General features: G+C 71.7%; 26 protein-coding genes. 11 read left to right on the top strand and 15 right to left on the bottom strand.

The genetic code is table 11. The features are described 5' to 3' along the window. Positions 1-39: 39 nt before the first annotated feature. Positions 40-882, top strand: a complete 843-nt coding sequence (locus ACSJDX_RS07985) for an exodeoxyribonuclease III (protein WP_438352161.1) — start codon at positions 40-42, stop codon at positions 880-882. A 9-nt stretch (positions 883-891) separates the two neighbouring features. Here ACSJDX_RS07985 and ACSJDX_RS07980 read toward each other — a convergent pair whose 3' ends face one another. From ACSJDX_RS07980 to ACSJDX_RS07955, 6 genes are all read right to left on the bottom strand, one after another. Next, positions 892-1458 carry a hypothetical protein gene (locus ACSJDX_RS07980; protein ID WP_438352160.1) on the bottom strand — a complete coding sequence of 189 codons (567 nt, stop codon included), beginning with the start codon at positions 1456-1458 and terminating at the stop codon, positions 892-894. Between the two features lie 53 nt (positions 1459-1511). After that, entirely contained in the window at positions 1512-2060 is a 549-nt protein-coding gene (locus tag ACSJDX_RS07975) for a dihydrofolate reductase family protein (RefSeq protein WP_438352159.1), read from the bottom strand. Then, positions 2060-2683 (bottom strand): dihydrofolate reductase family protein, encoded by a 624-nt coding sequence (locus tag ACSJDX_RS07970; RefSeq protein WP_438352158.1) that lies wholly within the window; start codon positions 2681-2683, stop codon positions 2060-2062. The genes ACSJDX_RS07975 and ACSJDX_RS07970 overlap by 1 nt, the downstream gene beginning before the upstream one ends. A 12-nt stretch (positions 2684-2695) precedes the next feature. Then, on the bottom strand, positions 2696-3394 hold the full coding sequence (locus ACSJDX_RS07965) for a winged helix-turn-helix transcriptional regulator (RefSeq protein ID WP_438352157.1): 699 nt from the start codon (positions 3392-3394) through the stop codon (positions 2696-2698). After that, the gene (locus ACSJDX_RS07960) at positions 3395-3835 is read right to left on the bottom strand and encodes a VOC family protein (RefSeq protein ID WP_438352156.1); all 441 of its coding nucleotides are present in this window, start codon (positions 3833-3835) and stop codon (positions 3395-3397) included. It lies immediately after the preceding gene. Between the two features lie 90 nt (positions 3836-3925). Further along, positions 3926-4165: a hypothetical protein gene (locus tag ACSJDX_RS07955; RefSeq protein ID WP_438352155.1), complete on the bottom strand. Its 240-nt coding sequence runs from the start codon at positions 4163-4165 to the stop codon at positions 3926-3928. Between the two features lie 116 nt (positions 4166-4281). On the opposite strand from ACSJDX_RS07955, the gene ACSJDX_RS07950 reads away from it, so the two are divergent. Both ACSJDX_RS07950 and ACSJDX_RS07945 read left to right on the top strand, forming a co-directional pair. Further along, entirely contained in the window at positions 4282-5601 is a 1320-nt protein-coding gene (locus ACSJDX_RS07950) for a sensor histidine kinase (RefSeq protein ID WP_438352154.1), read from the top strand. After that, complete coding sequence (locus ACSJDX_RS07945) at positions 5598-6272, top strand: response regulator (RefSeq protein ID WP_438352153.1); 675 nt, start codon at positions 5598-5600, stop codon at positions 6270-6272. The genes ACSJDX_RS07950 and ACSJDX_RS07945 overlap by 4 nt, the downstream gene beginning before the upstream one ends. Before the next feature lie 13 nt (positions 6273-6285). Here ACSJDX_RS07945 and ACSJDX_RS07940 read toward each other — a convergent pair whose 3' ends face one another. Beyond that, a complete protein-coding gene (locus ACSJDX_RS07940) occupies positions 6286-6846 on the bottom strand; it encodes an NADPH-dependent FMN reductase (protein ID WP_438352152.1) in 561 nt (186 codons plus the stop codon). 129 nt (positions 6847-6975) lie between these two features. Between ACSJDX_RS07940 and ACSJDX_RS07935 the strand changes: the two genes are divergently transcribed. Further along, complete coding sequence (locus tag ACSJDX_RS07935) at positions 6976-7860, top strand: ABC transporter ATP-binding protein (protein WP_438352151.1); 885 nt, start codon at positions 6976-6978, stop codon at positions 7858-7860. A gap of 74 nt (positions 7861-7934) precedes the next feature. Then, positions 7935-8993, top strand: a complete 1059-nt coding sequence (locus tag ACSJDX_RS07930) for an ABC transporter permease (RefSeq protein ID WP_438352150.1) — start codon at positions 7935-7937, stop codon at positions 8991-8993. A gap of 87 nt (positions 8994-9080) precedes the next feature. Here the strand turns inward: ACSJDX_RS07930 and ACSJDX_RS07925 are convergent, their stop codons facing one another. Beyond that, positions 9081-10880 carry a glycoside hydrolase family 15 protein gene (locus ACSJDX_RS07925; RefSeq protein ID WP_438352149.1) on the bottom strand — a complete coding sequence of 600 codons (1800 nt, stop codon included), beginning with the start codon at positions 10878-10880 and terminating at the stop codon, positions 9081-9083. 53 nt (positions 10881-10933) lie between these two features. On the opposite strand from ACSJDX_RS07925, the gene ACSJDX_RS07920 reads away from it, so the two are divergent. Beyond that, positions 10934-12307: a glucose-6-phosphate dehydrogenase gene (locus ACSJDX_RS07920; RefSeq protein ID WP_438352148.1), complete on the top strand. Its 1374-nt coding sequence runs from the start codon at positions 10934-10936 to the stop codon at positions 12305-12307. Between the two features lie 145 nt (positions 12308-12452). On the opposite strand, the gene ACSJDX_RS07915 is transcribed toward ACSJDX_RS07920, so the two are convergent. Beyond that, positions 12453-12830, bottom strand: a complete 378-nt coding sequence (locus tag ACSJDX_RS07915; RefSeq protein ID WP_438352147.1) for a VOC family protein — start codon at positions 12828-12830, stop codon at positions 12453-12455. Positions 12831-12987: 157 nt separating this feature from the next. Between ACSJDX_RS07915 and ACSJDX_RS07910 the strand changes: the two genes are divergently transcribed. Next, positions 12988-13578 (top strand): nitroreductase family protein, encoded by a 591-nt coding sequence (locus tag ACSJDX_RS07910; RefSeq protein WP_438352146.1) that lies wholly within the window; start codon positions 12988-12990, stop codon positions 13576-13578. 52 nt (positions 13579-13630) lie between these two features. Here ACSJDX_RS07910 and rraA read toward each other — a convergent pair whose 3' ends face one another. Next, a complete protein-coding gene (rraA, locus tag ACSJDX_RS07905) occupies positions 13631-14098 on the bottom strand; it encodes a ribonuclease E activity regulator RraA (protein WP_438352145.1) in 468 nt (155 codons plus the stop codon). Positions 14099-14246: 148 nt separating this feature from the next. Here rraA and ACSJDX_RS07900 point away from each other — a divergent pair, with 148 nt between their 5' ends. The 3 genes from ACSJDX_RS07900 to ACSJDX_RS07890 are packed head-to-tail and all read left to right on the top strand — an operon-like array spanning position 14247 to position 17202. Then, positions 14247-15350 (top strand): type III polyketide synthase, encoded by a 1104-nt coding sequence (locus ACSJDX_RS07900; RefSeq protein WP_438352144.1) that lies wholly within the window; start codon positions 14247-14249, stop codon positions 15348-15350. Further along, a complete protein-coding gene (locus tag ACSJDX_RS07895; RefSeq protein WP_438352143.1) occupies positions 15347-16042 on the top strand; it encodes a methyltransferase domain-containing protein in 696 nt (231 codons plus the stop codon). Before ACSJDX_RS07900 ends, ACSJDX_RS07895 begins: the two co-directional genes overlap by 4 nt. A 17-nt stretch (positions 16043-16059) precedes the next feature. Further along, positions 16060-17202: an FAD-dependent oxidoreductase gene (locus ACSJDX_RS07890; protein WP_438352142.1), complete on the top strand. Its 1143-nt coding sequence runs from the start codon at positions 16060-16062 to the stop codon at positions 17200-17202. Positions 17203-17326: 124 nt separating this feature from the next. On the opposite strand, the gene ACSJDX_RS07885 is transcribed toward ACSJDX_RS07890, so the two are convergent. The 3 genes from ACSJDX_RS07885 to ACSJDX_RS07875 form a co-directional block, all read right to left on the bottom strand. After that, entirely contained in the window at positions 17327-18166 is an 840-nt protein-coding gene (locus ACSJDX_RS07885; protein WP_438352141.1) for a UbiA family prenyltransferase, read from the bottom strand. 37 nt (positions 18167-18203) lie between these two features. Then, positions 18204-20375 (bottom strand): ATP-dependent Clp protease ATP-binding subunit, encoded by a 2172-nt coding sequence (locus ACSJDX_RS07880; RefSeq protein ID WP_438352140.1) that lies wholly within the window; start codon positions 20373-20375, stop codon positions 18204-18206. A 227-nt stretch (positions 20376-20602) separates the two neighbouring features. Continuing rightward, positions 20603-21667, bottom strand: a complete 1065-nt coding sequence (locus ACSJDX_RS07875; protein WP_438352139.1) for a GlxA family transcriptional regulator — start codon at positions 21665-21667, stop codon at positions 20603-20605. Between the two features lie 296 nt (positions 21668-21963). Between ACSJDX_RS07875 and ACSJDX_RS07870 the strand changes: the two genes are divergently transcribed. Then, positions 21964-22641, top strand: coding sequence for a hypothetical protein (locus tag ACSJDX_RS07870; protein WP_438352138.1), 678 nt, complete (start codon positions 21964-21966; stop codon positions 22639-22641). On the opposite strand, the gene ACSJDX_RS07865 is transcribed toward ACSJDX_RS07870, so the two are convergent. Together ACSJDX_RS07865 and ACSJDX_RS07860 are read right to left on the bottom strand one after the other, a co-directional pair. Continuing rightward, positions 22619-23761: a glycosyltransferase gene (locus tag ACSJDX_RS07865; RefSeq protein WP_438354951.1), complete on the bottom strand. Its 1143-nt coding sequence runs from the start codon at positions 23759-23761 to the stop codon at positions 22619-22621. The two genes, ACSJDX_RS07870 and ACSJDX_RS07865, sit on opposite strands and share 23 nt — an antisense overlap. 26 nt (positions 23762-23787) lie before the next feature. Next, positions 23788-25008: a glycosyltransferase gene (locus tag ACSJDX_RS07860; protein ID WP_438352137.1), complete on the bottom strand. Its 1221-nt coding sequence runs from the start codon at positions 25006-25008 to the stop codon at positions 23788-23790. Between the last annotated feature and the right edge of the window lie 61 nt (positions 25009-25069).

Here is a 25069-nt window from a genome sequence, read left to right as displayed (position 1 = left end):
CGGGCGGGAGCGTCAGCGGCCGCGAATAGGCTGGATGCCATGCGTCTGGCCACCTGGAACGTCAACTCCGTCCGCGCCCGCGTCGACCGCATCGTCGAGTTCGCGGTGCGCGAGAGCATCGACGTGCTCGCGATGCAGGAGATCAAGTGCAAGGCCGAGCAGTTCCCCTACGCCGCGTTCGAGGACGCGGGCTTCCACGTCGAGGCGCACGGCTTCTCGCAGTGGAACGGCGTGGCGATCGCCAGCCGCGAGCCGGTCGAGAACGTGCGCACCGCGTTCCCGGGCATGCCCGGCTTCGCGAAGGACCATTCGGGACCGGATGCTCCGCTCGAGGCGCGCGCGCTGGGCGCGACCGTCGGCGGGGTCGAGGTGTGGAGCCTGTACGTGCCGAACGGCCGATCGCTCGGCGACCCGCACTACTTCTACAAGCTGGAGTGGCTCGCCGCCCTCGCGCAGTACACCGACGACACGCTCAGCACGAACCCCGACCTCGCCCTGGCGCTCACCGGCGACTTCAACATCGCCCCGACCGACGCCGACAACGGCGACCCGACCGTCGTGCAGGGCTTCGCGACGCACGTGTCGCCGCCCGAACGCGAGGCGTTCGGCGCGCTGCTGAGTGCGGGGCTCACCGACGTGGTGCGTCCCCTCATCCCGACGGGGTTCACCTACTGGGACTACAAGCAGCTGCGCTTCCCCCGCAACGAGGGCATGCGCATCGACTTCGTGCTCGGCTCGCATGCCTTCGCCGACGCCGTCACCGGCGCGGTGATCCACCGCAACGAACGCAAGGGCGAAGCGCCCAGCGACCACGTCCCCGTCATGGTCGACCTCGACCTGACCGGCGGCGAGGACGACGACGACCGCCCGATGATCTTCTAGGCGATCCGGTCAGCCCGCGGGAGTAGTGGCGTGGGTGCAGCCGGGCGGCTCGGAGTTGCCGCTGATCGCGAAGTCCTCGCACGTGAGGAAGCGCGACTGATTGAGCCCCAGCACGAACGACGCCAGCGCCACGCCCACGACGACCAGGGCGATGAGCCAGCGGGTGCGACGAGGCATCCCCTCTCCGAAGGCCGGCCAGATGATGCGCACGAGCACCCAGATGGTGAACGGCATGCCGATGAGCACGGCCAGCAGGGCCGACACCTGCACGAGGAACACGAACACATCGGCGGTCGCGTCGCCGAAGGCGAACATCAGCACGATCCAGAGGGTGGGAAGCAGCAGCAGGAACGCGCGGACGAGCCGCCCGCCGGCGGGCCGATGCTCGACGAGCACGTACACGAACGCCGCGGCCGACGCGGCCCACAGCGCGAGCAGCTGGTCGAAGAAGATCTCGCCCCACGCCCCGAGGGTGAACGCCGGCCACCACACTGCGACCGCCATGCCCACCATCACGACGCCGACGGGGAGGTCGCGGCGACGCCGCGCGGAGACGGCCGGGGCGGTGTCGCTCACAGCCGCACGCTAGCGCGGCGGCGCCGCCGCGCCCCGACCCCACGCCGCGGAGGTCAGCGCGTCGGCATGTACCGTGTGAGGACGGCCTCCGACCCGACGTCCTCGCGGGCGACGAGGGTCAGGTCGATCGGCCCCGGCAGGCCGGCCAGGAGCGCCGGGCCGTGCCCGGCCACCTGCGGATGCACGACGAACTCGAACACGTCGATCAGCCCGAGGGCGGCGAGCGCGGTCGGCAGCATCACGCCGCCGGTGAGGATGTCGCCGCCCGGACGCGCCTTGAGCTCCCGCACGGCGTCGCCGAGATCGCCGTCGAGCAGTTCGGCGTTCCAGTCCACCTCGGTGAGCGTGCGCGAGACGACGTGCTTGCGTGCGCGGTCGATCGTGCGCGCGAACCCGCGGCTCGCCTCGTCCGGCATCGCCTCGCCCGCCGGGCCGGCCCACGCCGCCCGCATCATCTCGAAGGTGACGCGGCCGTAGAGCAGCGCATCGGCCGACGTGAGGCGGTCGGCCCAGAAGTCGTGCAGGGCATCGGAGGCGAAGCCGGTGCGGTGGTCGACGCACCCGTCGACCGTGACGTTGATGGCGTAGATCAGCGTGCGCATCAGTCGCCCATCGTGCCGGTCGTGGGCACCCCGTCGGGGCCGTAGCGCAGCACGACGACACCGGTGGTGCCGGTGACGGCGGGCTTGAGCAGCCGCAGCCGCCGCGCGTCCATGCCCTCGGGGAACACGCGACGCCCCTGCCCGAGCACGATCGGGTACGTCCACAGCACGAGCTCGTCGTAGGCCTCGGCGGCGATCAGCGAATGCACGAAGTCCACGCTGCCGATCACGTGGATGTCGTCATGGGTCTCGCGCAGCGCGGAGACGGCGGCCGCAGCATCCCCCTTCAGTCGCGAAGAACCCTGCCAGTCGAGCGCCGCGTCGCCGCGCGTGGCGACGTACTTCGGAATCGCGTCGAACTTCCGCCCGATGACGCCCTCGCCGGCGCCCTCGGCATGGCGCGGCCAGTAGTCCGAGAAGATGTCGTAGGTGCGGCGGCCGAGCACGAGCGCGTCCATGCTCTCGATCCCGGCCATCACCTCCCTGCCGACGAGCTCGTCCTCGATGGGCGCCTGCCAGCCGCCCCAGGAGAATCCGCCCGACGGATCCTCGTCGGGCCCGCCCGGAGCCTGGGCGACACCGTCGAGGGTGACGAAGAGGTCGATGGTGATGCGACCGGACATGGTCGCCTCCTTTCAGGCGGCTTCGGCGCCGCCGGTCTCGATATGGAAGGTGTCGGCGAAACGCTCGAGCAGTGACGCCTCGCCGCGCACGACCGCCAGCACGTCCTCGTCGAGGGCGTCCGCCGGGGTCAGCTCGCCGGAGATCACGCGACGGATGCCGGGACCGGCCACGATCACGACGTCGGGCTCGCCCTCGGGCAGCCGCCCGCCCACGGGAGGAGCGGGCGGCGCCAGCTGCGCGACCCGCAGCGATCCCCCCGACACCTGGGCGCGCAGCGCGACGTCTCCGACGTGCAGCTCGTAGTCGGCGTCGGGCAGCGTGACCGCAGCATCCGCTCGGAACGCCGTCCGCAGCGCCATCGTCAGCGAGTCGGCGGTCACCACGTCGCCGGGCTGCGGCTCGCCCATCTGCGCGAATCCCCACCGGCCGAGGGCGAGCACGATCGGCTCGAGCTCTCGTCCGTACGGGGTGAGCTCGTAGACGAGGCCGCAGTGCATCAGCGGCACGCGCCGCACCACACCCCCCTCCTGCAGCTCTTTGAGCCGCGCGGAGAGGATGTTCGTGGGGATGCGGGGCAGGCCGCGCTGGAGGTCGGTGTAGCGTCGCGGCCCGACGAGCAGGTCGCGGACGATGAGCATCGCCCACCGCTCCCCGACCAGCTCGACGGCCGTCGTGACGCCGCAGTACTGCCCGTAGCTGCGGGCAGCCACTTACGCCTGCGCCTGCTCCGCCATGTAGGCCTCGGGGCCCTGCTCGGCCGCCTTCGGGTCCATGTACATGAACTGGATGCCGTTGCCGTCGGGGTCGATCAGGTCGCGAGAGTACATGAAGCCGTAGTCCTGCGGCTCGCCGGGGTTGGTGCCGCCGTGCGCGACGCCCGCCTCAATCGTCTCGTCGACCTTCTCGCGCGAGTCGCGGCTGATCGACAGCAGCACCTGCGCGTGGGTCTTCGGGTCGGCGAACTCCTTGTCGGTGAACGAGGAGAAGTACTCCTTCGTGAGCACCATGAAGTAGATGGTGTCGCTCCACACCAGGCACGCGGCGTTGTCATCGGTGAAGAGCGGGTTGATCTCGCAGCCCAGCGCCGTGTAGTAGGCCTTGGCGCGGTCGAGGTCGGTCGTCGCGATGTTGACGAAGATGTTGGTGGTCATGGCGGATCTTCCTGTCGAGGCGGGTGCTTCCGTCCCGATACTTGCGAATAACAAGCACACTTGTCAATAGCAAGTCCGGCCCCGAGGATCTCAGTCGAGCTGCGCCGCGAGGTAGGTCGCGGGCTTGAGCGACAGCCGTGGCTCCGCGGCACGCAGCGCCTTGATCGCGCGGAGCTGATCGCCCGGCTCGACGCCCGCCTGCGAGAGCACCTCGAGCGCCCAGTCACGCGCCGCGATCAGCGGATCGGCGCCCTCTCGGGAGAACAGCTCGCGCAGTTCGACGCGCGGATCGGCGTCATCTCCGAAGACGAGCTTGTCGAGGCGTGCCACGATCGTGCTCCTTTCCCGGAATGTCGAGGTCGGCCTCCACTCTTCCCGAGCGCCCGCGCGCGCGACTCCCTCGCGAGGGGGATCCGCTGGGCGGCCCCTCCGCCTAGCGTGGGAGGGTGACCTCCGTTCCGTTCGTGCGCCCACGGCCGACGGCGCGGCAGCGGCGCACCGACCTGCTGCTGGCCGCCGTGATCCTCGTCGGGGCGATCCTCAGCGCGACGCTGAGCTCGATCTCGGGCATCTACGGCGCCGCGCAGGGCCCGATGCAGCTCACCCTCGTCTACGCGGCCGTGCTGGCCGGAACCCTCGCCGTGCGGCGCCGGTGGCCGTGCACGGTCGCCGTCGTCATCTGCGGCGCCTACTTCACCGCGGTGACCCTGCGGCTGCCCGAGGTGTTCGTCGGCAACATCGCGATGTTCATCGCGCTGTTCACGGTCGGCGCGTGGTCGCGGCACCGGCGCCGGGCGATGGTGGTGCGGATCGCGATCATCGTCGGCATGTTCGTCTGGCTGATCGTCACCATCGCCGCCGAAGCGCTCACGCAGGCCGAGAGCGCGGGCGTCGTCGCGGGCGCCATGTCGCCCTACGTCGCCGGCGCGATCCTCTCGCTCCTCACCAACGCCCTCTACTTCGGCGGCGCGTACTACTTCGGCGAACGCGCATGGATCTCCGCCCGCGAGCGCCTCACCCTGGAGGAGCGGACCGACGAGCTCGAGCGCGCCCGCGAGGTGACCTCCGCCCAGGCCGTCGCTCTCGACCGCGTGCGCATCGCGCGCGAGCTGCACGACGTCGTCGCGCATCACGTCTCGGTCATGGGCGTGCAGGCGGGCGCGGCCGGTGCGGTCGTCGACCGCGACCCGGATGCCGCGAAGCACCTCCTCGGCGGCATCGAGCGCTCCGCCCGCGACGCCATCGACGAGCTCCACCATCTCCTCGACACTCTCCGCACGCCCGGCGGGACCGACGACGCGCCGGCCTCGACGATCGGCATCGACGCGCTGCCGGCGCTGGTCGCGGCCTCCGACGCGTCCGGACTGCCGACGTCATTCACCCTCGTGGGCGATCCCACCGCGGTGCGGCAGGTCACCCACGTGACGCAGGTGAACCTGTACCGCATCGCCCAGGAGGCACTCACGAACGCCCGCCGCCATGCGGGGCCCGGTGCGACGGCCGACGTGCGGCTGCGCTACGACGACGGCTCGGTCGAGCTGGAGGTCGTGAGCACCGGGCGTGTGCTCGCCGAGGTGCGCCCCGGGCTCGGGCTGCTCGGCATGCGCGAGCGCGCGGCGGCGTCGGGCGGCGCGATCGAGATCGGTCCGCGCGAGCGCGGCGGGTTCCGGGTCCGGGCGACCGTGCCGCTCGCGGCCGCGGCCGTCGTCAGACCCACAGACGGCGTGCTCGCGGCATCCGCCGACGTCGCGGAGCACAGGCCGTGATCCGCGTGCTCCTCGTCGACGACCACGCGGTGATGCGGTCGGGCTTCCGCACGATCCTGGAGGCGGGCGGCGACATCGAGGTGGTCGGCGAGGCGGGCACCGGCGCCGCGGCCGTGGCGGCGGCATCCGCTCTGCGTCCCGACGTGATCTGCATGGACGTGCAGATGCCCGACATGGACGGTCTCGAGGCGACGCGGCGGATCGTCGCCGACCCGGGCGTCGCATCGGCCGTGATCGTCGTGACGACGTTCGACCGCGACGACTACCTCTTCGCGGCGCTGCAGGCAGGGGCGAGCGGCTTCCTGCTCAAGAACGCCGGCGCTGCCGAACTGCTCGCCGCGGTGCGGGTGGTCGCCGGCGGCGACGCGCTGCTGGCTCCCGAAGTCACCCGCCGCGTGATCGAGCGGTTCGCCGACGCGCGGTCGGATGCTGCACCACCGGCCGCGCGCACCGAGCCCGGTCCCGTCGCGCCCGGCGCCGATTCATTGACCGACCGTGAGGCCGAGGTGCTGCGGCTGGTGGCGCAGGCGCGCAGCAACGCCGAGATCGCCCTCGAGCTGTTCATCGGCGAGGCCACCGTGAAGACGCACGTGTCGAACGTGCTGCAGAAGCTCGGCGCACGCGATCGCGTGCACGCCGCCGTACTCGCGCTGCGCCACGGTCTGGCCTAGCGACGGACCCGCCTCACGCCGGACGGAAGCGGACGATCTGCGCGTGCAGAGCCTGCAGGAAGCCGAGCATGAACTGCACGGTCTTGTCATCGGCGAACCCGCCATCAGGGGCGAACGTCTCGTCGGTGACGCGCAGGTACACCTCCGGCCTGCCGACGACCGCCGCCCCCTGCGACGTGAGGATCGCCTTGAGGTGGTTCTGCGCGACGGCGGTGGAGATCACGCCGCGCGAGGCTCCGGTGACCGCGATCGGCAGATCGGGGAAGACGCTCTCACCCACCGGGCGCGACGCCCAGTCGATCGCGTTCTTCAGCACGGCCGGGATCGATCGGTTGTACTCCGGCGTCACCATCAGCAGTCCGTCGACCGCGTGCAGCGCCGCCTTGTACGCCAGTCCCTCGGGCGGGAAGTCGTCTTGGAACTGCGTGCCGAAGAACGGCAGCTGATCGATCGAGATGTCGACGAACTCCAGTCCGGCCCGGCCGGCGAGCGTCGCGAGGCCTTCGGCGTAGCGGCGGTTGAGCGAATCGGTGGAGACGCTGCCGACGATCACGCCGACGGTGCGAACGGTCATGGGGGTCCCTTCCGCGGCCGCAGCGGCCGACGGCATCCATCCTCTCCGTCACCGGGATGATGCGCGCCCGGTTGACGACTCCACCGCGAGGGGGATACGGCCGAGACGGCCGCCGCGTAGCGTGAAGGGATGCTGCAGCTGCGAGACCTCGACAAGAGCTACGGGTCGCATCACGTGCTCGATCACGTGTCGTTCGATGTGCGGCCGGGCCGGCTCACCGGCTTCGTCGGCGGCAACGGTGCGGGCAAGACCACCACGATGCGCATCACCCTCGGGGTGCTCGGCGCCGACGCCGGCACGGTCACGCTCGACGGCGCGGCCGTCACCACCGACGATCGGCGTCGCTTCGGCTACATGCCGGAGGAGCGCGGACTGTACCCGAAGATGAAGGTGCTCGAGCAGATCACCTACCTCGCACGGCTGCACGGGTTCTCGAAGGCGGATGCCTCGACCGCCGCGTCCGCGCTGCTCGAGCGCCTCGGGCTGGGCGAACGCCTGAACGACAACGTCGAGACCCTCTCGCTGGGCAACCAGCAGCGCGCGCAGATCGCCGCCGCGCTCGTGCACGACCCGGAGGTGCTGATCCTCGACGAACCGTTCTCGGGCCTGGACCCGATGGCCGTCGACGTCGTCGCCGCGGTGCTGCAGGAGCGCGCCGCCGCCGGCACCGCCGTGCTGTTCTCGTCGCATCAGCTCGAGCTGGTCGAGCGCATGTGCGACGACCTCGTCATCATCGCCGGCGGCACGATCCGCGCGGCCGGCGAGCGCGAGGCGCTCCGCGCCGAGCACTCCAGCCCGCGCTACGAACTGGTCTCCTCGGGCGACGCCGGATGGCTGCGATCCGAGCCCGGTGTGAGAATCGTGGACTTCGACGGCGGGTACGCCGTGTTCGACGTCGACTCCGACGCCACCGCGCAGCGCGTGCTGCGCGAGGCGGTGAACCGGGGCGATGTCGGCAGCTTCGCGCCGCAGCATCCCACCCTCGCCCAGATCTTCCGGGAGGTCGTCCAGTGAGCGCTTCGACACGATCGACGACCGCGCCGGGCCCGGCACGCGAACGGCCCGCCGCGCCGAGCGAGGCCGCCGCCATGTGGCTCGTCGCCGAGCGCGAGATCTCCACCAAGCTGCGCAGCAAGGCGTTCGTCATCTCGACCGCGATCCTCTTCGTCGCCGCACTCGCCGGACTGGTGTTCGGCGGGCTCGCCGCGCAGAACCAGAGCGGCACGCCGGTCGCCGTCACCGCCGACGCCGCGTCGCTGTTGCCGTCCACGGCGGGCCTGACTGTCACCGAGGTGCCCGACCGCGCCGCCGCCGTGGCGCTCGTCACCTCCGGGAAGGTGGATGCCGCGATCGTCGGCGATCCGACCGCGAAGCCTCTCGGCTTCACCCTGGTCGCGAAGTCGTCGGCACCGTCGTCGCTGCTCCTGCAGTTCGCGCAGGTGCCCCCGGTGCAGCTGCTCGAACCCGCGCAGACGAACTCCGCGATCCGCTACGTCGTCGCGATCGGCTTCGGCATCGTGTTCCTCATGGCGGCGAGCCTGTTCGGCTCGACCATCGCGGCCAGCGTGGTGGAGGAGAAGCAGACGCGGGTGGTGGAGATCCTCATCTCGGCGATCCGCGCGCGCACCCTCCTGGCCGGCAAGGTGATCGGCAACACCATCCTCGCGGTCGGGCAGATCCTGGTGCTGGCGGCGATCGCGATCGTGGGGCTCACGGTGATCGGGCAGAGCCAGCTGCTGACGATGCTCGGCTCGCCCATCCTGTGGTTCGCGGTGTTCTTCCTCTTCGGCTTCGTGCTGCTGGCGGCGCTGTTCGCAGCGGCCGGGGCGATGGTGTCGCGTCAGGAGGACATCGGATCGACGACGTTCCCGATCACCCTGCTGATCATGGCGCCCTACTTCCTGGTGATCTTCTTCAACGACAACCCCGTCGTGCTGGCGATCATGTCGTACGTGCCGTTCTCAGCGCCGGTCGGCATGCCGGTGCGGCTGTTCCTCGGCGACGCCCAGTGGTGGGAGCCGCTGATCTCGCTCGTGATCCTCCTCGCCACGTGCGTCGCCGCGATCCTCGTCGGCGCGAGGATTTACCAGAACTCGCTGCTGCGCATGGGGGGCCGTGTGAAGTTCAGCGAGGCGCTGCGCGGCTGATTCGGGTCAGCGCGCAGACCCCGGTGGCCGGGCGCGCGTCGACGGCTTCTCGATCGCGACGCCCGGCCGCCGGACCGTCCGCGTGCCTCACCCGCGACGGTGGGCGGCGCGGCCGTGACGGCCGCCGAGGGCGTCGGCGGCGCGCACGAGGGCGAGGTGCGACAGCGCCTGTGGGGTGTTGCCCGCCTGCCGCTGCAGGGTGAGGTCGTACTCCTCCGACAGCAGGCCGACGTCGTTCACGAGGGCGCACAGCCGGTCCATGAGGGAGGATGCCTCGGCCTCGCGCCCGGTCGCGGCGTACTGTTCCACGAGCCAGAACGAGCACGCCAGGAACGGGTTCTCCTCGCCCGGGAGCCCGTCCACCGTCGACTGCGTGCGATACCGGTACAGCAGGCCCCCGCGCGGCAGCAGCCGCCGTTCGATCTCGGCGACCGTGCCGAGCATGCGCGCGTCGTCGGCGGCGCAGAAGCCCACCTGCGGCAGCAGGAGCAGCGCGGCATCCACCTCGGTCGATCCGTAGGCCTGCACGAAGTGCCCGCGCTCGGCGTCGTACCCGTGCGCGTCGATCTCGGCCCGCACGCGGTCGCGGAGCACCTCCCAGCGCTCGGCGGGCCCGTCCAGGCCGTGCTCGCGCACCGCCCGCACCCCGCGATCGAACGCCGCCCAGATCATGGCGCGCGAGTAGGTGAACATCCGCGGTTCGCCGCGGATCTCCCAGATGCCGTTGTCGGGGCGATCGAGGTTGTCCTCGACGAAGCCGAGCAGCGCGCGCTGCAGCGGCCACGACGACTCCTCCTCGTCGACGCCCGCCATGCGCGCCGCCTCCAGCGCCACCATCACCTCGCCGATCACGTCGGCCTGGTACTGCGTGACGGCGCCGTTGCCGATGCGCACCGGCTGGGCCCCGTCGTAGCCGGGCAGGCTGTCGAGCTCGCGCTCGGGCAGGTCTCGTTCGCCCGCGAGCCCGTACATGATCTGCACGTCGGCGGGGTCGCCGGCGATGGCCCGCAGCAGCCACGTGCGCCACTGGGCGGCCTCGTCGGTGAGACCGTGGTCGAGCAGCGCCTCGAGGGTGAGCGAGGCATCCCGCAGCCAGACGTACCGGTAGTCCCAGTTGCGCACCCCGCCGAAGTCCTCGGGAAGCGACGTGGTGGCCGCCGCGACGATGCCGCCGGTGTCCTCGTGGGTGAGCGCGCGCAGCACGAGCAGCGAGCGCACGACCTGCGCGTGATGCGGACCGTGGTGACGGATGCCTGCGGCCCACGATCCCCACCAGCGGTCGGTCGCGGCGAGCGCGGCGTCGACGTCGACCGGCTCGGGCACCGGGCGGTGCGACGGGAACCAGGTCAGGGCCAGGTCGACGGTCTCGCCGGCCGTCACGGTCGTGCGTCCGACGTGCGCGTGGTCGGTCGCGGCGAGCGCCGCACCGCGCACCACGAGCGCGTCGGGCCCGGCGATCGCGACCAGAGCCGGCGCGTCGGCCGTGCCGGCCTGGCGCATCCACGGCATGGCGCGGGCGTAGTCGAAGCGCACCCGCAGCTCCTGGGTGAACTCCACCGTGCCGGTGATCCCCCGCACGCGGCGGATCACATCGGCGCGGCGATCGCCGTGCGGCATGACGTCGGTGACGTCGGCCACCCCCGTCGCCGTCCTCCAGCGCGTGACGAGCGTGAACCCGTCGCCGTCGTAACGGCGGGTGCTCGTGGCCGCGGGATCGGCGGGGCGCAGCATCCATCGCCCCTGGTCCTCGGTGCCCAGCAGTGCGCCGAACGTCGACGCGGAGTCGTAGCGCGGCAGACACAGCCAGTCGATGCTGCCGTCGCGGGAGACGAGCGCTGCGGTGTGGCAGTCGCTGAGGATCGCATAATCCTCGATGGGTGAGGCCATGGCGCGATTCTCGCAGGGGCTCCGATGAAATCCCGCGCGGCTAGGGTGGCGACATGACCGACACCCAGACCACGCTGATCGTGCTCGGCGCGTCCGGCGACCTCACGTCGCGCCTGCTGATGCCCGCACTCGGTCAGCTGCTGACGCGCGAGCCCGAGCGCAGCATCCGCCTCATCGGCGCCGGAATGGACGACTGGGACGACGCGCACTGGCGGCAGGTGGTGACGGCGTCGTTCGAGACGGTGGATGCCTCGGGCCCGGCCGTCGCCGCGGTGCTCGGGGGAGCGACCTACCGGAAGTCGGACATCACCGACCCGGGCGACCTCGCGGCGCTGCTGGCTCTCGCCGAGGGGCGTCCGGCGCTGTACTTCGCGGTGCCGCCGGCAGTGGCGGCGAAGGCGTGCGTCGCGCTCGCGTCGGTCGACCGTCCCGAGGGACTCGTGCTGGCGCTGGAGAAGCCGTTCGGCACCGACGCCGCGAGCGCGCACGAGCTCAACGCGCAGCTCGCCGCGATCGTCGACGAGGACCAGGTGTTCCGCATCGACCACTTCCTCGGTCGCTCCACGGTGCTCAACGTGCTGGGCGTGCGGTTCACCAACCGCATCTTCGAGCCGGTGTGGTCGGCCGACCACATCGCCTCGGTGCTGATCCGCTACGACGAGGCGCTCGGGCTGGAGGGGCGCGCGGGCTACTACGACAAGGCCGGCGCGCTCGTGGACATGATCCAGAGCCACCTGCTGCAGGTGCTGGCCGTGGTCGCGATGGACCCGCCGTCGACGCTCGACGCCGTCGACCAGCGCGACGCCAAAGCCACCGTGCTGCGGGCGACGTCGGTGTGGAAGGGCGATGCCGCGGCATCGTCGCGCCGCGCGCGCTACACGGCGGGCACGGCGGGCGACCGCTCCTTCCCCGCGTACGCCGACGAGGAGGGCGTGGATCCGTCGCGCGGCACCGAGACGCTCGCCGAGATGACGGTCGGGATCGCGACCGCCCGGTGGGAGGGCGTGCCCTTCACCCTGCGCTCGGGCAAGGCGCTCGGCGCCCGCAACAGCGAGATCGTGATCACGTTCAAGCCCGTCACCCACCTGCCCACGGGCTTCGACGGATCGAGCGAGCCGACGGTGCTGCGCCTGACCCTCGGCCCCGACCGGATGGGCTTGGAGATCAACGTCAACGGACCGGGCGACCCGTTCCACCTCGACCGCGCGTCGCTGGAGGCCGAGTTCGGCGAGGGCGAGCTGCTGGCCTACGCCGAGGTGCTGCAGGGGATCCTCGACGGCGACCCGACCCTGTCGGTGCGCGGCGACACCGCCGAGCAGTGCTGGCACATCGTGCAGCCGGTGCTGGATGCCTGGAAGGCCGGACAGGTGCCGCTCGACGAGTACCCCGCGGGCACCCCGGGCCCGGAGGCGTGGCCCGCGCCGTAGTAGCGGTCGGCCCAGCCTGCCCTTCGGCCCGCTCGGTCCGGGAAGCGGAGATCGGACGGGGAGCGGGCCGAACTCCCGCTGCCGCTCCGCTTCTCGGCCGATCTCCGATTCTCGGCCGGGGGAAGGCGGGGCTGGATATCTCGGGTCAGGCCTTGAGCACCGACAGCACGTTGCCGGCGGGGTCGCGGAACCACGCGATGTCGGGGCCCATCCCGCGCGAGATGCCCTTCGCGTCGGTGCCGAAGTCGGGGTCGGTGTAGATCTTCGTCACCACGCCGCGGCCGTTGAGCTCGTCGACAGCGGTCTCGACGTCCTCCACCGGGAAGTTCAGGATCGTGAACGACGCGGGCTCGTGGTTCGGTTTGGAGTAGATCAGGATGTCGGATCCCGTGGGCAGGTGGATCTCCAGGAACCCCATGTCGTTGTCGGTGACGTTCAGCCCCAGCTTCGTGCCGTAGAAGTCGCGCGCGGCGTCGATGTCGTCGACGGAGAATCCGCTGAAGGCGTGGTCTGCGGTGAACATGGCGTCTCCTCGTCCGCGACCCGTGCGGCCGCAGCATCCACCATTCCTCCCCCGCGTCGCAGTGTCCACCCTCTGATCGGGAATAGATGCACGTGCATGGGGTTGTACGGGGGTGGGCAAGGGAGCCCGGCCGAACCCCGCTATCGAAGGAACCGCCGTGAGCGACACCACCCTGACCGCAGACCGCCTCGCCCAGACCTCGAGCCCCGTGCTCGACGTGCTCGCCGGGCGCTGGAGCCCTCGCGCCTACGACATGGACGCGCCGATCGACGAGACCAAGCTCGCCAGCGCGCTGGAGGCGGCCCGCTGGTCGCCGTCGGCCAACAACTCGCAGCCGTGGCGCTTCATCGTGGCCCGCCGCGGCACCGAGGCGCACCGCGTGCTCGTCGACGCGCTGATGGGCTTCAACAAGGAGTGGGCGGGCTCGGCCGCCGCCCTCATCGTCGCGGTCGCCGAGACCTCCGCCGCCGACGGCACCCCCATCCGCTGGGCGGCGTACGACCTCGGCCAGGCCGTCGCGCACCTGAGCGTGCAGGCCCACCACGACGGACTGTACGTGCACCAGATGGGCGGCTTCGACGCCGAGGCCGTGCGCGCGGCCTTCGACCTCGAGGAGCGCTTCGTGCCGATGACGGCGATCGCCCTCGGCGAGCTGGGCGACCTGTCTGCGCTGTCCGAGCCCCTGCAGCAGCGCGAGACCGCTCCGCGCGTGCGCCGTCCGCTCGACGAGATCGTCATCGCCGCCTGACACGCGACGAACGAGGAGACCGGATGCTGCGGCATCCGGTCTCCTCGTGGTCTCAGCGCTCCACGAGCACGCCGTCGGCGTCGGCCCACACGTGCGCGCCCGGGGCGAAGACCACCCCGCCGATCGTGACCGGGACGTCGATCTCGCCGACACCGTCCTTCGCGCTCTTGCGGGGATTCGTGCCGAGGGCCTTCACCCCGAGCGGCAGGGCGGCGATCGCGACGCGATCGCGGATCGCACCGTGCACGATGATCCCGGCCCATCCGTGCTCCACCGCCGACGCGGCGATGAGGTCGCCCACGAGGGCCGACTCCAGCGAGCCGCCGCCGTCGATCACGAGTACCGCGCCCGCGCCGTCGGTGGCGAGCACCTGCTTGACGAGCGCGTTGTCGCGGTGGCACCGCACGGTGCGCACCGCCCCGTCGAAGGCGGTGCGCCCGCCGAGGTCGAGCAGCTGCAGGGAGAGCGAGTCGAGCGCGTCGCCGCGCTCGTCGTAGAGGTCGGCGGTGGCGATCGTCATGCGTCCACGCTACGAGCGCCGGGTGAGCCGCGGCATCCCGTCGCCGGGGAAAGAACCCGCGAACTTCTGCTCTCGTGCTCCCGTACGCCATCCGACGCGGCGGCGCCACCCCCGCCCTCGGTGCCTCCGTGCGCGGTTAGGGTGAATCATGACCGCGCGGATCCTGGCGATCGGCACCGCCGTTCCCGACACGACGATCGCACAGGACGAGGTGCGCGACTTCTTCGCCCGTCAGCCGGGGTACGACCGGCTCGCGTCGCGACTGGTTCACGCCGCGTTCGACGCCTCGGCGATCGAACGGCGACGCACGGTGCTGACCGAGCTCGCCGACGGCGGGAGCGCCGGCGACGGCGTGTTCGTGGACGGCGACGGAGTGCTGCTGGCACCCTCCACCGGGGTGCGCAACGCCGTCTACGCCGCGGAGGCGCCGGAGCTCTTCGCGCGTGCGGCGCGCGCGGCGCTGGCAGGGGCGGGGATGGATGCCGCGACCGTCACGCACGTCGTGACGGCCTCGTGCACGGGGTTCTTCGCGCCCGGTCCCGACTACCGGCTCGTGCGCGACCTCGGCCTCTCCCCCACCGTCGAGCGCTACCACCTCGGGTTCCTCGGGTGCGCCGCCGCCCTGCCCGCGCTGCGCGCTGCGGAGCGGATCTGCGCCGCGCAGCCCGATGCCGTCGTGCTCGTCGTGTGCGCGGAGCTGTGCACGCTGCACATCCGCTCGTCCCCCGACCCCGATCAGATCGTCGCGTCGTCGGTGTTCGCCGACGGGGCCGCAGCGGCGGTCGTCTCGGCATCGGCCGCGGCGACCGGTCCGGTGCTCGAGGTCGAGCGATTCGGCACGACGCTCACGAGCGAGGGCGAATCCGACATGGTGTGGGTCATCGGCGACGAGGGGTTCGAGATGACGCTCACCGCCGAGGTGCCGCGCATCATCGGGCGGGAGATCCGCGGGGTCGTCGACGCCTTCGTCGGCACCGACCCGGTCGACGTGTGGGCGGTGCACCCGGGAGGCCGCAGCATCCTGGACCGTGTCGAGCACGCGCTGGAACTGGATGCCGCGTCGCTGGCGGCGTCGCGTGCGGTGCTGGCGGACTTCGGCAACATGTCGAGTGCGACGATCCTCTTCATCCTGCGCGATCTGCTCGTCGACGAGGCGGTCGTGGACGGGCAGCGCATCGCCGGGCTCGCGTTCGGCCCCGGGCTCACGGTGGAGTCGATGCTCGCGATCAAACGCATGCCCGAGGACGCATGAGTCTGTCGGTGCGCGACGCGCAGGTGCAAGAGCTGATGGACGACCCCGCGTGCGACCCCGATCGCCTGCGCGCCACACTGCAGCGCTTCGAGGTGGTGAACCGACTCGTGTCGGGCTGGGGCGCGGTGTACCGGGAGCATGTGCGCCCGCTGCTCTCGGGGCTCGGGCGACCCGCCCGGGTGCTCGATCTCGGATGCGGGGGCGGCGATGTCGTGACACGTCTCGCCGCGCTGGCCCGGCGGGACCGCTTGGCGGCCACCTGGCTCGGCGTCGACCCCGATGCGCGCGCGCTGGAGGTCGCCCGCGCACGCTCCGGTGCGGACGTCTCGTTCGCCCACGGCGACTCCGTCTCGCTGCTCGAGGCCGGCGAGCGGTTCGACCTCGTGCTGTCCAACCATGTGCTGCACCACCTCGGCGCCGAGGGGCTGGCCGCATTCACGGCGGAGTCCCGCGCGCTGTCGACGGGGCTGGTGCTCCACGCCGACATCGCGCGCAGCGCTCGCGCCTACGGGCTGTACGCCGTCGGCATCACCCCGTTCGCGCCCGGCACGTTCCTGCGCACCGACGGGCTGCGCAGCATCCGGCGCAGCTATCGCCCCCAGGAGCTTCGACAGGCGCTGCCCGGCTGGCGCGTCGAGCGTCCCGTGCCCTTCCGCGTCCTCGCCGTCGCGGAAGGCACCGCGGATGCGTGAGGTCGGGGGAGGCGGCCGTGCGTGACGTCGCGGTCGTCGGGGCGGGCCCGGTGGGACTGCTGATCGCCGGACTGCTGGCCCGCTCGGGGATCGATGTCGCGCTCTACGAGCGACGGGATGCCGCGGGTCCGGGATCCCGGGCGATCGGCGTGCACGCCCCCGTCCTCGCCGCGCTCGAGCCGTCGGGGCTCACCGACGTGCTGCTCGCGCACGCCGTCCGCGTCTCGCGCGGCGAGGCGCGCGCGAACGGGCGGACGCTCGGGGTGGTGCGGTTCGACCGGCTCTCGACGCGCTTCCCGTTCGTCGCGACCCTGCCCCAAGCGGCGACCGAGTCGGTGCTGGCGGCGGCGGCCCCCGACCCGGAGCGCGGTGCGCGCGTGGCGGCGATCCGCCGCCACGGCGAGGGGATGGAGCTCGACGTGGCGGTCGACGGCGCGGCGCGCGTCGACCGCGCCCGGATCGCGGTGGTGGCCACCGGATGGACCGGTCGCGATCTCGTGTATCGCCGCATCCCGACGCACATATACCGCGATCGGTATCTGATGGCGGATGTCGCGGTGGGACCTCGTGACGACGCCGAGGTCGCCGTCGTGAACCTCGACAGCGACGGCGTGCTCGAGTCGTTCCCGCTCCCCGATGGACGGCGCCGCGTCGTCGCGTGGGACCGGCCGCCCGCCGCGGATTCCGACTCCGACGCCGCGCGCGTCGCCCGACTCGCCGAAGCGGTCGCTCGCCGCGGCGACCCCGGCGCGGCAGCGGCGGTCCGTGAGGCGACCCCGTTCGGCGTCCGGCGGGTGGTGGCGCCCGCACTCCGCCGCGACCGGGTGCTCGTCATCGGCGACGCGGCCCACGAGGTGAGCCCCATCGGCGGGCAGGGCATGAACCTGGGACTGCTGGATGCCGCGACCCTGGCTCCGCTGATCACGGAATGGATGCGCACCGGCGCGGCGCCCGACACCGCCCTCGCCCGATGGGAGCGCCGCCGCGTGGCCGCAGCCCGCACCGCCGCGCGTCTGGCCGCGGTGAACACGGCCCTCGGACGTCCGCTCGGCCCCGGTGCCGACGCGCTCCGCCGCTCCGCGCTCCGCGTCGCGCTCGCCCCTCCGCTCGGAGCCGCCTTCGCCTCGGCCTACGCGATGGGCCTCGACCCCGACGCGTGACCCGGCGCATCCCTCCCCTCTCCTCCCTGCGTGGTTGTGTCACAAACCGGCATCTGCCCCTGAGTATTCGCAGGGGCGGAAGCAGAAAGGTGTGGCAGATGCCGCGGGGGTCGGAGGGTGGGGATCAGCCGACCAGCGACTGACCCGTCAGGGCGAGCTGCACGCACAGCACCAGGGCCGCGAGCATGACGAGACGGAACACCCACCGCCCCGGCGGGCGCAGCAACGAGAGCACGAGGGCGCCCGCTGCGAGCGCGACGGCGAGCGCGAACGCCGTCCACGTCAGCGGCCCCGGTGTGCCGATGCCCGCCCTCGGCCCGGCCAGTACGGCGATCGCCCCGCCTACGAGGGCCAGAGCGGCGATGACGGCCGACGGGGTGCGGCGCAGCCGATGCGGCAGCCCGCGCACGCCGGTTCGGGCGTCGTCGTCGAGGTCGGGAAGCACGTTCGTCAGGTGCACCGCGACGCCGATCGCGGCACCCGCGATCCACGCCCATGCCGCCGCCGGGCGGGGGATGTCGGCGGCCAGGGTCGCCAGCGACGGCAGCAGCCCGAAGCTCACCATGAACGGCAGCACCGAGAACGGCGTGGACTTGAGGCCCGTGTTGTACGACCACGCCGACGCGAGCGCCACCGCGTGGGCGCCCAGCATCCCGACTCCCAGCAGGGCCGAGAGCAGCAGGGCCCCCGCGACCGTGACGACCGCGGCGATCCAGGCGGCGCGGACGGATGCCTCGCCAAGTGCGAGCGGCTTGTCGGTGCGCCCGGTCTCGCGGTCGCGTCCGGCGTCGAGGGCGTCGTTGGAGAGCCCGACCGACAGCTGGCCGAGCAGCACGGCGGCGCCGAGCACGACGATGCGCCAGGGCTCGAGCGCCGTCGCGACGCCGAGGGTGACGGCGATCGCCGTCACCACGAGACTCGGCCCGGGATGGGTGGAGCGGGCCAGCGCTCCGGCGAGGTTCATGCCTCGACCGTAGTGCGCCCGGCGCCGGGCCCCGGCGTCACTCCTCCGCCGGGCCGTCGCTCGTCAGCACCAGCGAGGAGCCGTCGGCCGAGACATCCACCCGCACCACGTCGCCGTCGCGCACCCCGCCGGCGAGGATCGCCATGGCGAGACGGTCCTGGATCTCGGACTGGATCAGCCGTCGCAGGGGCCGCGCACCGAACACCGGGTCGTAGCCGCGCTCGGCGAGCCATGCCCGCGCGTCCGGGGTCACCGCGAGGGTGAGCCGGCGGTCGCGGAGGCGGCGCTGCAGCGCATCGACCGACAGCTCGACGATCTGCGCGAGGTCGTCCTCGGTGAGCGCCTGGAAGATCACGATGTCGTCGAGCCGGTTCACGAACTCGGGCTTGAACGCCTGACGCACGAGCGCCTGCACCTCGTCGCGCTTCTGCTCGATCGAGAGCGTGGGGTCGATCAGGATCGATGAGCCGAGGTTCGACGTGAGGATCAGGATCACGTTCGTGAAGTCGACCGTGCGCCCCTGCCCGTCGGTGAGGCGCCCGTCGTCCATCACCTGCAGCAGCACGTCGAACACCTCGGGGTGGGCCTTCTCGACCTCGTCGAGCAGAACGACCGAGTACGGCCTCCGGCGCACGGCCTCGGTGAGCTGACCGCCCTGCTCGTACCCGATGTACCCCGGAGGGGCCCCGACGAGGCGCGACACCGAGTGCTTCTCGCCGTACTCCGACATGTCGATGCGCACCATGGCGTGCTCGTCGTCGAAGAGGAACTCGGCGAGCGCCTTCGCGAGCTCGGTCTTGCCGACGCCGGTCGGACCGAGGAACAGGAACGAGCCGGTCGGACGGTTGGGGTCGCTGATGCCCGCGCGCGAGCGGCGCACCGCGTCGGCCACGGCCTTCACGGCGTCCTTCTGCCCGATCAGGCGTCGGCCCAGCTCGCGCTCGAGGTGCAGCAGCTTCTCGGTCTCGCCCTGGAGGAGACGGCCGACCGGGATGCCTGTCCACGCCGCGATCACGGAGGCGATGTCCTCCTCGGTGACCTGGTCGCTCACCATGCGCTCGTCGGTGCGGTCGGCCTCGGCGCGCTCGGCGTCGACCAGCTCCTGCTCGAGCCGCTTGATGGTCTCGTACTCGAGCTTCGACGCGCGCGCGTAGTCGGCCTCGCGGATGGCGAGGTCGCGCTGCGTCACCGCCTCGTCGAGCTCCTTCTTCAGGTCGCCGACACGGGTGAGGGTCGCCCGCTCGCGCGCCCACCGCTGCTCGAGGTCGGCGAGCTTCGCCTGCGCGACGCCCATCCGCTCGTGCAGCGACGAACGGCGTTCGGCGGTTCCGGCATCCTCGCCCTTCTTCGGCTTGCCGAGGGCGACCTCCTCGATCATCATGCGGTCGACCTGGCGGCGCAGCTCGTCGATCTCCACGGGGCTCGAGTCGATCTCCATCTTCAGTCGGCTCATCGCCTCGTCGATGAGGTCGATCGCCTTGTCGGGCAGCTGACGGGAGGGGATGTAGCGATTCGACAGCGCGGCGGCCGCGATGAGCGCCGGGTCGGTGATGGCCACGCCGTGATGGGCCTCGTACCGCCCCTTGAGTCCGCGGAGGATCGCGACGGTGTCCTCCACCGTCGGCTCGCCGACGTAGACCTGCTGGAAGCGGCGCTCGAGCGCGGCATCCTTCTCGATGAACTCGCGGTACTCGTTGAGCGTGGTGGCGCCGATGAGGCGCAGCTCGCCGCGCGCCAGCATGGGCTTGAGCATGTTGGATGCCGCGACCGACCCCTCGCCGCCCCCCGCACCCATGAGCACGTGCAGCTCGTCGATGAAGGTGATGACGCGGCCGTCGGACTCGGTGATCTCCTTGAGGACGCTCTTGAGCCGCTCCTCGAACTGGCCGCGGTACATCGCGCCGGCGACGAGGGCGGAGATGTCGAGACTCACGAGCTCCTTGTCCTTGAGCGACTCGGCCACATCGCCCGCGACGATGCGCTGGGCGAGACCCTCGACGACGGCCGTCTTGCCGACGCCGGGCTCGCCGATCAGGACGGGGTTGTTCTTCGTGCGGCGCGTGAGCACCTGGCTGACGCGCCGGATCTCGCTGTCGCGCCCGATGACGGGGTCGAGTCTGCCCTGACGGGCCCGGTCGGTGAGGTTGATGCCGAACTGCTCGAGGGCGCTGCGCGCGTCCTCCTGCCCCGGCTGCTGAGTGGCGTTCATTCGTTCTCCTGAAGTCTGTGCGCTCAAAGTTGAGCGCTATGCACTCAACTTTACCAGTCGAGCGGATGCCTCAGCAACACCCGTCGGCCTCGCCGCCCGCTCGCGCGCCCACCCTCCGCTCAGCGAGACTGCAGTCCAGCATCGAGACCACCGCGGACCGCACGTGTCTCGATGCCGGAGTGCAGTCTCACCTCGGGAAGGGTCGGCGTCAGGGCCATGGGGACGGGTCAGGCGGCGGGGACGGATGCCTCGAGCGAGGGGACGGATGCCTCGAGCGAGGGGACGGATGCCTCGAGCGAGGGGACGGATGCCTCGAGCGAGGGGACGGATGCCTCGAGCGCGGGCGCGCAGGCGAAGCGCGCGCGGTAGGCGGTCGGGGTGATGCCCATCACGCGGGCGAAGTTCTGCCGCATCACGGCGGCCGATCCGAAGCCCGACTCGTCGGCGATGCGATCGAGGCCGAGGTCGGTCTTCTCCAGCAGCCGCTGCGCGTGGATGAGCCGCTGCCGTCCCAGCCACGCCGCCGGCGTGGCTCCGAAGTCGGCCTTGAACCGGCGCGCGAACGTGCGGGGCGACATGTGCGCCTTGGCGGCGAGCTGGTCGACCGTGAGCTCGTCGCGCAGATTCTGGACCATCCAGTCGGTCACCGGCGCGAGCGAGAGCGAGGCCACCTGGGGCAGCGGGCGGTCGATGAACTGCGCCTGGCCGCCGTCGCGCTGCGGAGGAACGACCATGCGCCGCGCGATCTTGTTGGTCAGCTCGGCGCCGAGCTCCTGTCGCAGCAGGTGCAGGCAGGCATCCAGTCCCGCCGCGGTTCCGGCGCTCGTGATGATGCGGCCGTCCTGCACGTAGAGCACGTCGGGGTCGACGTCGATCGCCGGGTACATCGCGGCCATCGTGTCGGCGTACATCCAGTGCGTCGTCGCCCGTCGTCCGTCGAGCACCCCGGAAGCTGCGACCACGAACGAGCCGCTGCACACGGTGAGGATCCACGCGCCGCGCGCGTCGGCCCGGCGGATCACCTCGGCCACGCGACGGTCCACGCGCGTCCACGACGCCCGCGGGACCGGAGTGACCACGACGAGGTCGGCCTCGTCGGCGAAGGCGAGGTCGTCGGTCACGTTGATCGAGAAGCCGAGATTGCTCGAGATCGCCCCGGGCTCGGGCGTCACGATGCGGAAGTCGAAGTTCGGGATCCCGTCGGCGGAGCGGTCGAGACCGAACGCCTCGCACGCCAGCCCGAACTCGAACGGCGCGAACCCCTCCTGCACGATGACGGCGACAGTGCGCATGCGGCTTCCCTTCGCGATGCCGAAGGTGCGGCATCCGCGACCTGGCAGTTTTCTTACGATGCGTGTCCATCCTGCCACTCGTGGCAGAGATTCCGCAAGCGTAGCGTTTCTGCCATGTTCCTCATGATCGTTCTCGCAGCCCTGTCCCTGGTCGCGGTCGCCCACACGATCGCCGCCCTCACGAACGACGGCTACCGCCGCACGCCGACCGACCGCACCCGCCTCCCCTGAGGCTGGCGGGTCGGCGGCGATCCTCCCTAGACTCGGGATCGTTTCCCGAGCCTGAGAGGCGCACCATGTCGACTCCCCCGCCCGCACACCCTTCGCAGCCGCCGCACCCGTACGGACAGCAGCCGCCGCAGACTCCCGCACAGCCCGCCTACGCGCAGCCCGTGCCCCCTCAGCCCGGCCAGGCCCCGTCCCAGCCCGTGCCCCCTCAGCCCGGCCAGGCCCCGTCCCAGCCCGGCGGGCCGCAGCCGTCCTACACGCAGCCCGCGCCGACTCAGCCCGGTCAACCGCCCCAGCAGGTGCCGCCGCACCCGGGTCAGCCGCCGTACGCGCAGCAGTACGGGCAGGCCCCGCAGTACGCTCAGGGCGCGCCCGCGTATCCGTCGGCCGCGTCGTCGTACGCGCAGCCCGGCGAGCCGAAGCCCGCGTCGAAGGGCAACCCGCTCGCCCTCGTCTCGATCATCGCGGGCGCCCTGCTGCTGCTCTGGCAGTTCGTGTTCCTGTTCCTGCAGGCCGGAGCGTACGCGTCGTCGAGCTACCAGGCGATCGGCGCGCTCGGCACCGTGAGCGGCGTCGTGCAGGGGATCCTCGCGCTCGTGGCCCTCGCGTTCGGCGTGATCGGCCTCGCGCAGCGGGGCAAGCCGCGCGTGCTCGCCGGCATCGGCACCGGCATCGGCATCTCGGGACTGGTCGGGGTGATCGTCGGGCTGATCTTCCCGATCATCATCGCCGCGAGCGGCTTCTGATCCGACGCGCGCCCGGCGCCGCGCGGTCCTCGGCCAGCTCGGCGACGGTGTCGAGCAGGATGCCGGCGGAACGGCTCCACGAGAAGTGGGCGATGTGCGCCGACCCCGCCGCCACCACGGCGGCGCGCACGGCGTCGTCGTCGAGTGCCGAGATCGCGGCCGCGAACGCCTCGGGGTCGCGGGGATCGACGTACAGCGCGCCGTCTCCGGCCACCTCGTGGAAGATCTCGAGATCGCTCACCACCGCTGGCACGCCGAGCTCGAGCGCCTCGGCCAACGGCAGTCCGTAGCCCTCGTCGAGGCTCGCGGTCGCGAGTACGGCGTCGTCGACGAGCATGGCCTCGTACGCGGCATCCGTCGTCCCGTCGTGGAAGACCACCTCGGCCCCCGGTGACGCCAGAGCCTCCAACTCCGCGCGCCGCGTGGGAGAGATGCGGCTCAGCAGGTGCAGCCGGCGGCCGGGCAGATGCGCCATCGCGCGCACGAGGGTCTCGACGTTCTTGTAGGGCATGAACGAGCCCATGTACATGATGTTGCGCGCGGGTGCACCGCTCGGTCGTCCGGTCGCGGACCACTGCTCGCCCAGCCGCCGCGGCGCGTTCGGAACGACGATGATCGGCCGCCGCGTGAGCCGTGCCGCCGCGAGCTGGCGCTTGCTGGTCTGGCTCACGGTCACCACCACGTCGGCGCGGTCGAGTGTGATGCGCTGCGGCACGTACGAGAGGTGGAACAGTCGCCAGCCGAGCCGCACGAAGCCCGGCAGATCGCTCGGAGGCGTGCGGTGGCGGTAGTAGATCGTGTCGTGCAGCGTCAGCAACAGTGCGAAGCGGCGGCCGAGCGAGCCGATCATCTGCATCGGCGAGAACACGACATCGGGCTGATGGCGATTCAGCATGACCGCCGTGAAGGGCTCACGCACCGAGGTCGGCGCGTGGATGCGCAGCGTGCGCACTCCGGGGGGCAGGTGGTCGACCTGCGCCGGGTCGTGCACGAGATAGGTGATCTCGACGCCCCGCGCCGCGGCCGCCTCCGACGCGGCCCGCGCGAGCTCGACCGAGAAGCGGCTGATTCCATCGTGGAAGTCGGTGCGCACGTAGCGCGCATCGAAGAACAGCCGGATGCCGCGCTCCGGCGGCCGCGCAGCGCTCATGGCTGCGGCAGCTCACCCCGGTAAAGGGCCTCGAAGGTGTCGATGGTGCGGTCGAGGTCGTGCACGACGACCCCGTCGAGCGACGCCTGCTGCATGGCCGCCCGCTCCTCGGGCGTCTGGGTGAGCACGAGGGTGAGCTTCGCGGCGAGGTCGTCGACGTCGCCCGGAGCGAACAGATAGCCGTTGCGCCCGTCCTGCACGAGGTGGGGCAGTGCCACCGCGTTGGCCGCGATGATCGGCAGCCCGGACGCCATCGCCTCCATCGTGGCGATCGACTGCAGCTCGGCGATGGAGGAGATGACGAACACGCTCGCCGCGGTCAGGGTCGCGCGCAGCTCGTCGTCGGAGGTGCGTCCGTGGAACGTGACCCGGTCGGTGAGGCCGAGCTGCTCGGTGAGGCTCTCCAAGGCGCGGCGCTGGTCGCCGTTGCCGACGATGTCGAACGTCGCGTGCAGCGCGGGATCCAGCTTCGCCATCGCGCGCAGCGTCACGTCGATGTGCTTCTCGGTGGTCAGCCGGCCGACGAACACGATGCGGTTCGCGTCGCGCGGCGACAGGTCGGCGGTGTAGTCGGACGCCTTGATGCCGCAGCTGATCGGGATGACCCCGCTGATGTCGATCGTGCGCTCGAGGAACTCCGCGGCGTTGCGCGTCGGCGTCGTGACGGCGCGGGCCATGTCGAACGTGCGTTTGGCGTCGTCCCACGCGAGCTTGACGACGACCCGGTCGAGCACGTCGGGCAGAGTGGTGAAGTCGAGAATGTTCTCGGCCATCACGTGGTTGGTGGCGATGATGGGGATGCCGCGCTTGCGCGCCTCGCGCGCGAGCCCGCGCCCGATCACGATGTGCGACTGGATGTGCACGACATCGGGCCTCACCTCGTCGAGCACCTTGCGTGCGTAGTGCTTCGACATCCACGGCAGCACGAACGTCAGCCAGTCGTGCGGGAGGAAGCGCCAGGCGGGCAGGCGGTGGATCGTCATCGGCTGCCCCTCGATCACCTCGGTGAACGTGCCGGAGTTGCGGTGGCCGGCGCTGGGCGCGGACACGTGCACGTCGTGGCCGCGGGCGACGAGGCCCGCGGCGAGACGCTCGGCGAAGCGGGCGGCGCCGTTGACATGCGGGGCGAACGTGTCGGCGCCGATGAGCACCCGCAGCGGCCGTGGGGCTGCGCCCGGGGTCGCGTCGTCGGGGGCGGGCGTCGCGGGGGGAGTCACAGGATGCTGCTGCCTAACTCTGCGGCGGGGGTGGGTCGCACGAGGTGGTGCATTGATCGTC

Source organism: Microbacterium fluminis (assembly GCF_051549805.1).
Lineage (GTDB): Bacteria > Actinomycetota > Actinomycetes > Actinomycetales > Microbacteriaceae > Microbacterium.
Note: the sequence above shows the minus strand (reverse complement) of the source record. Positions and strands in the feature narration are given on the sequence as shown.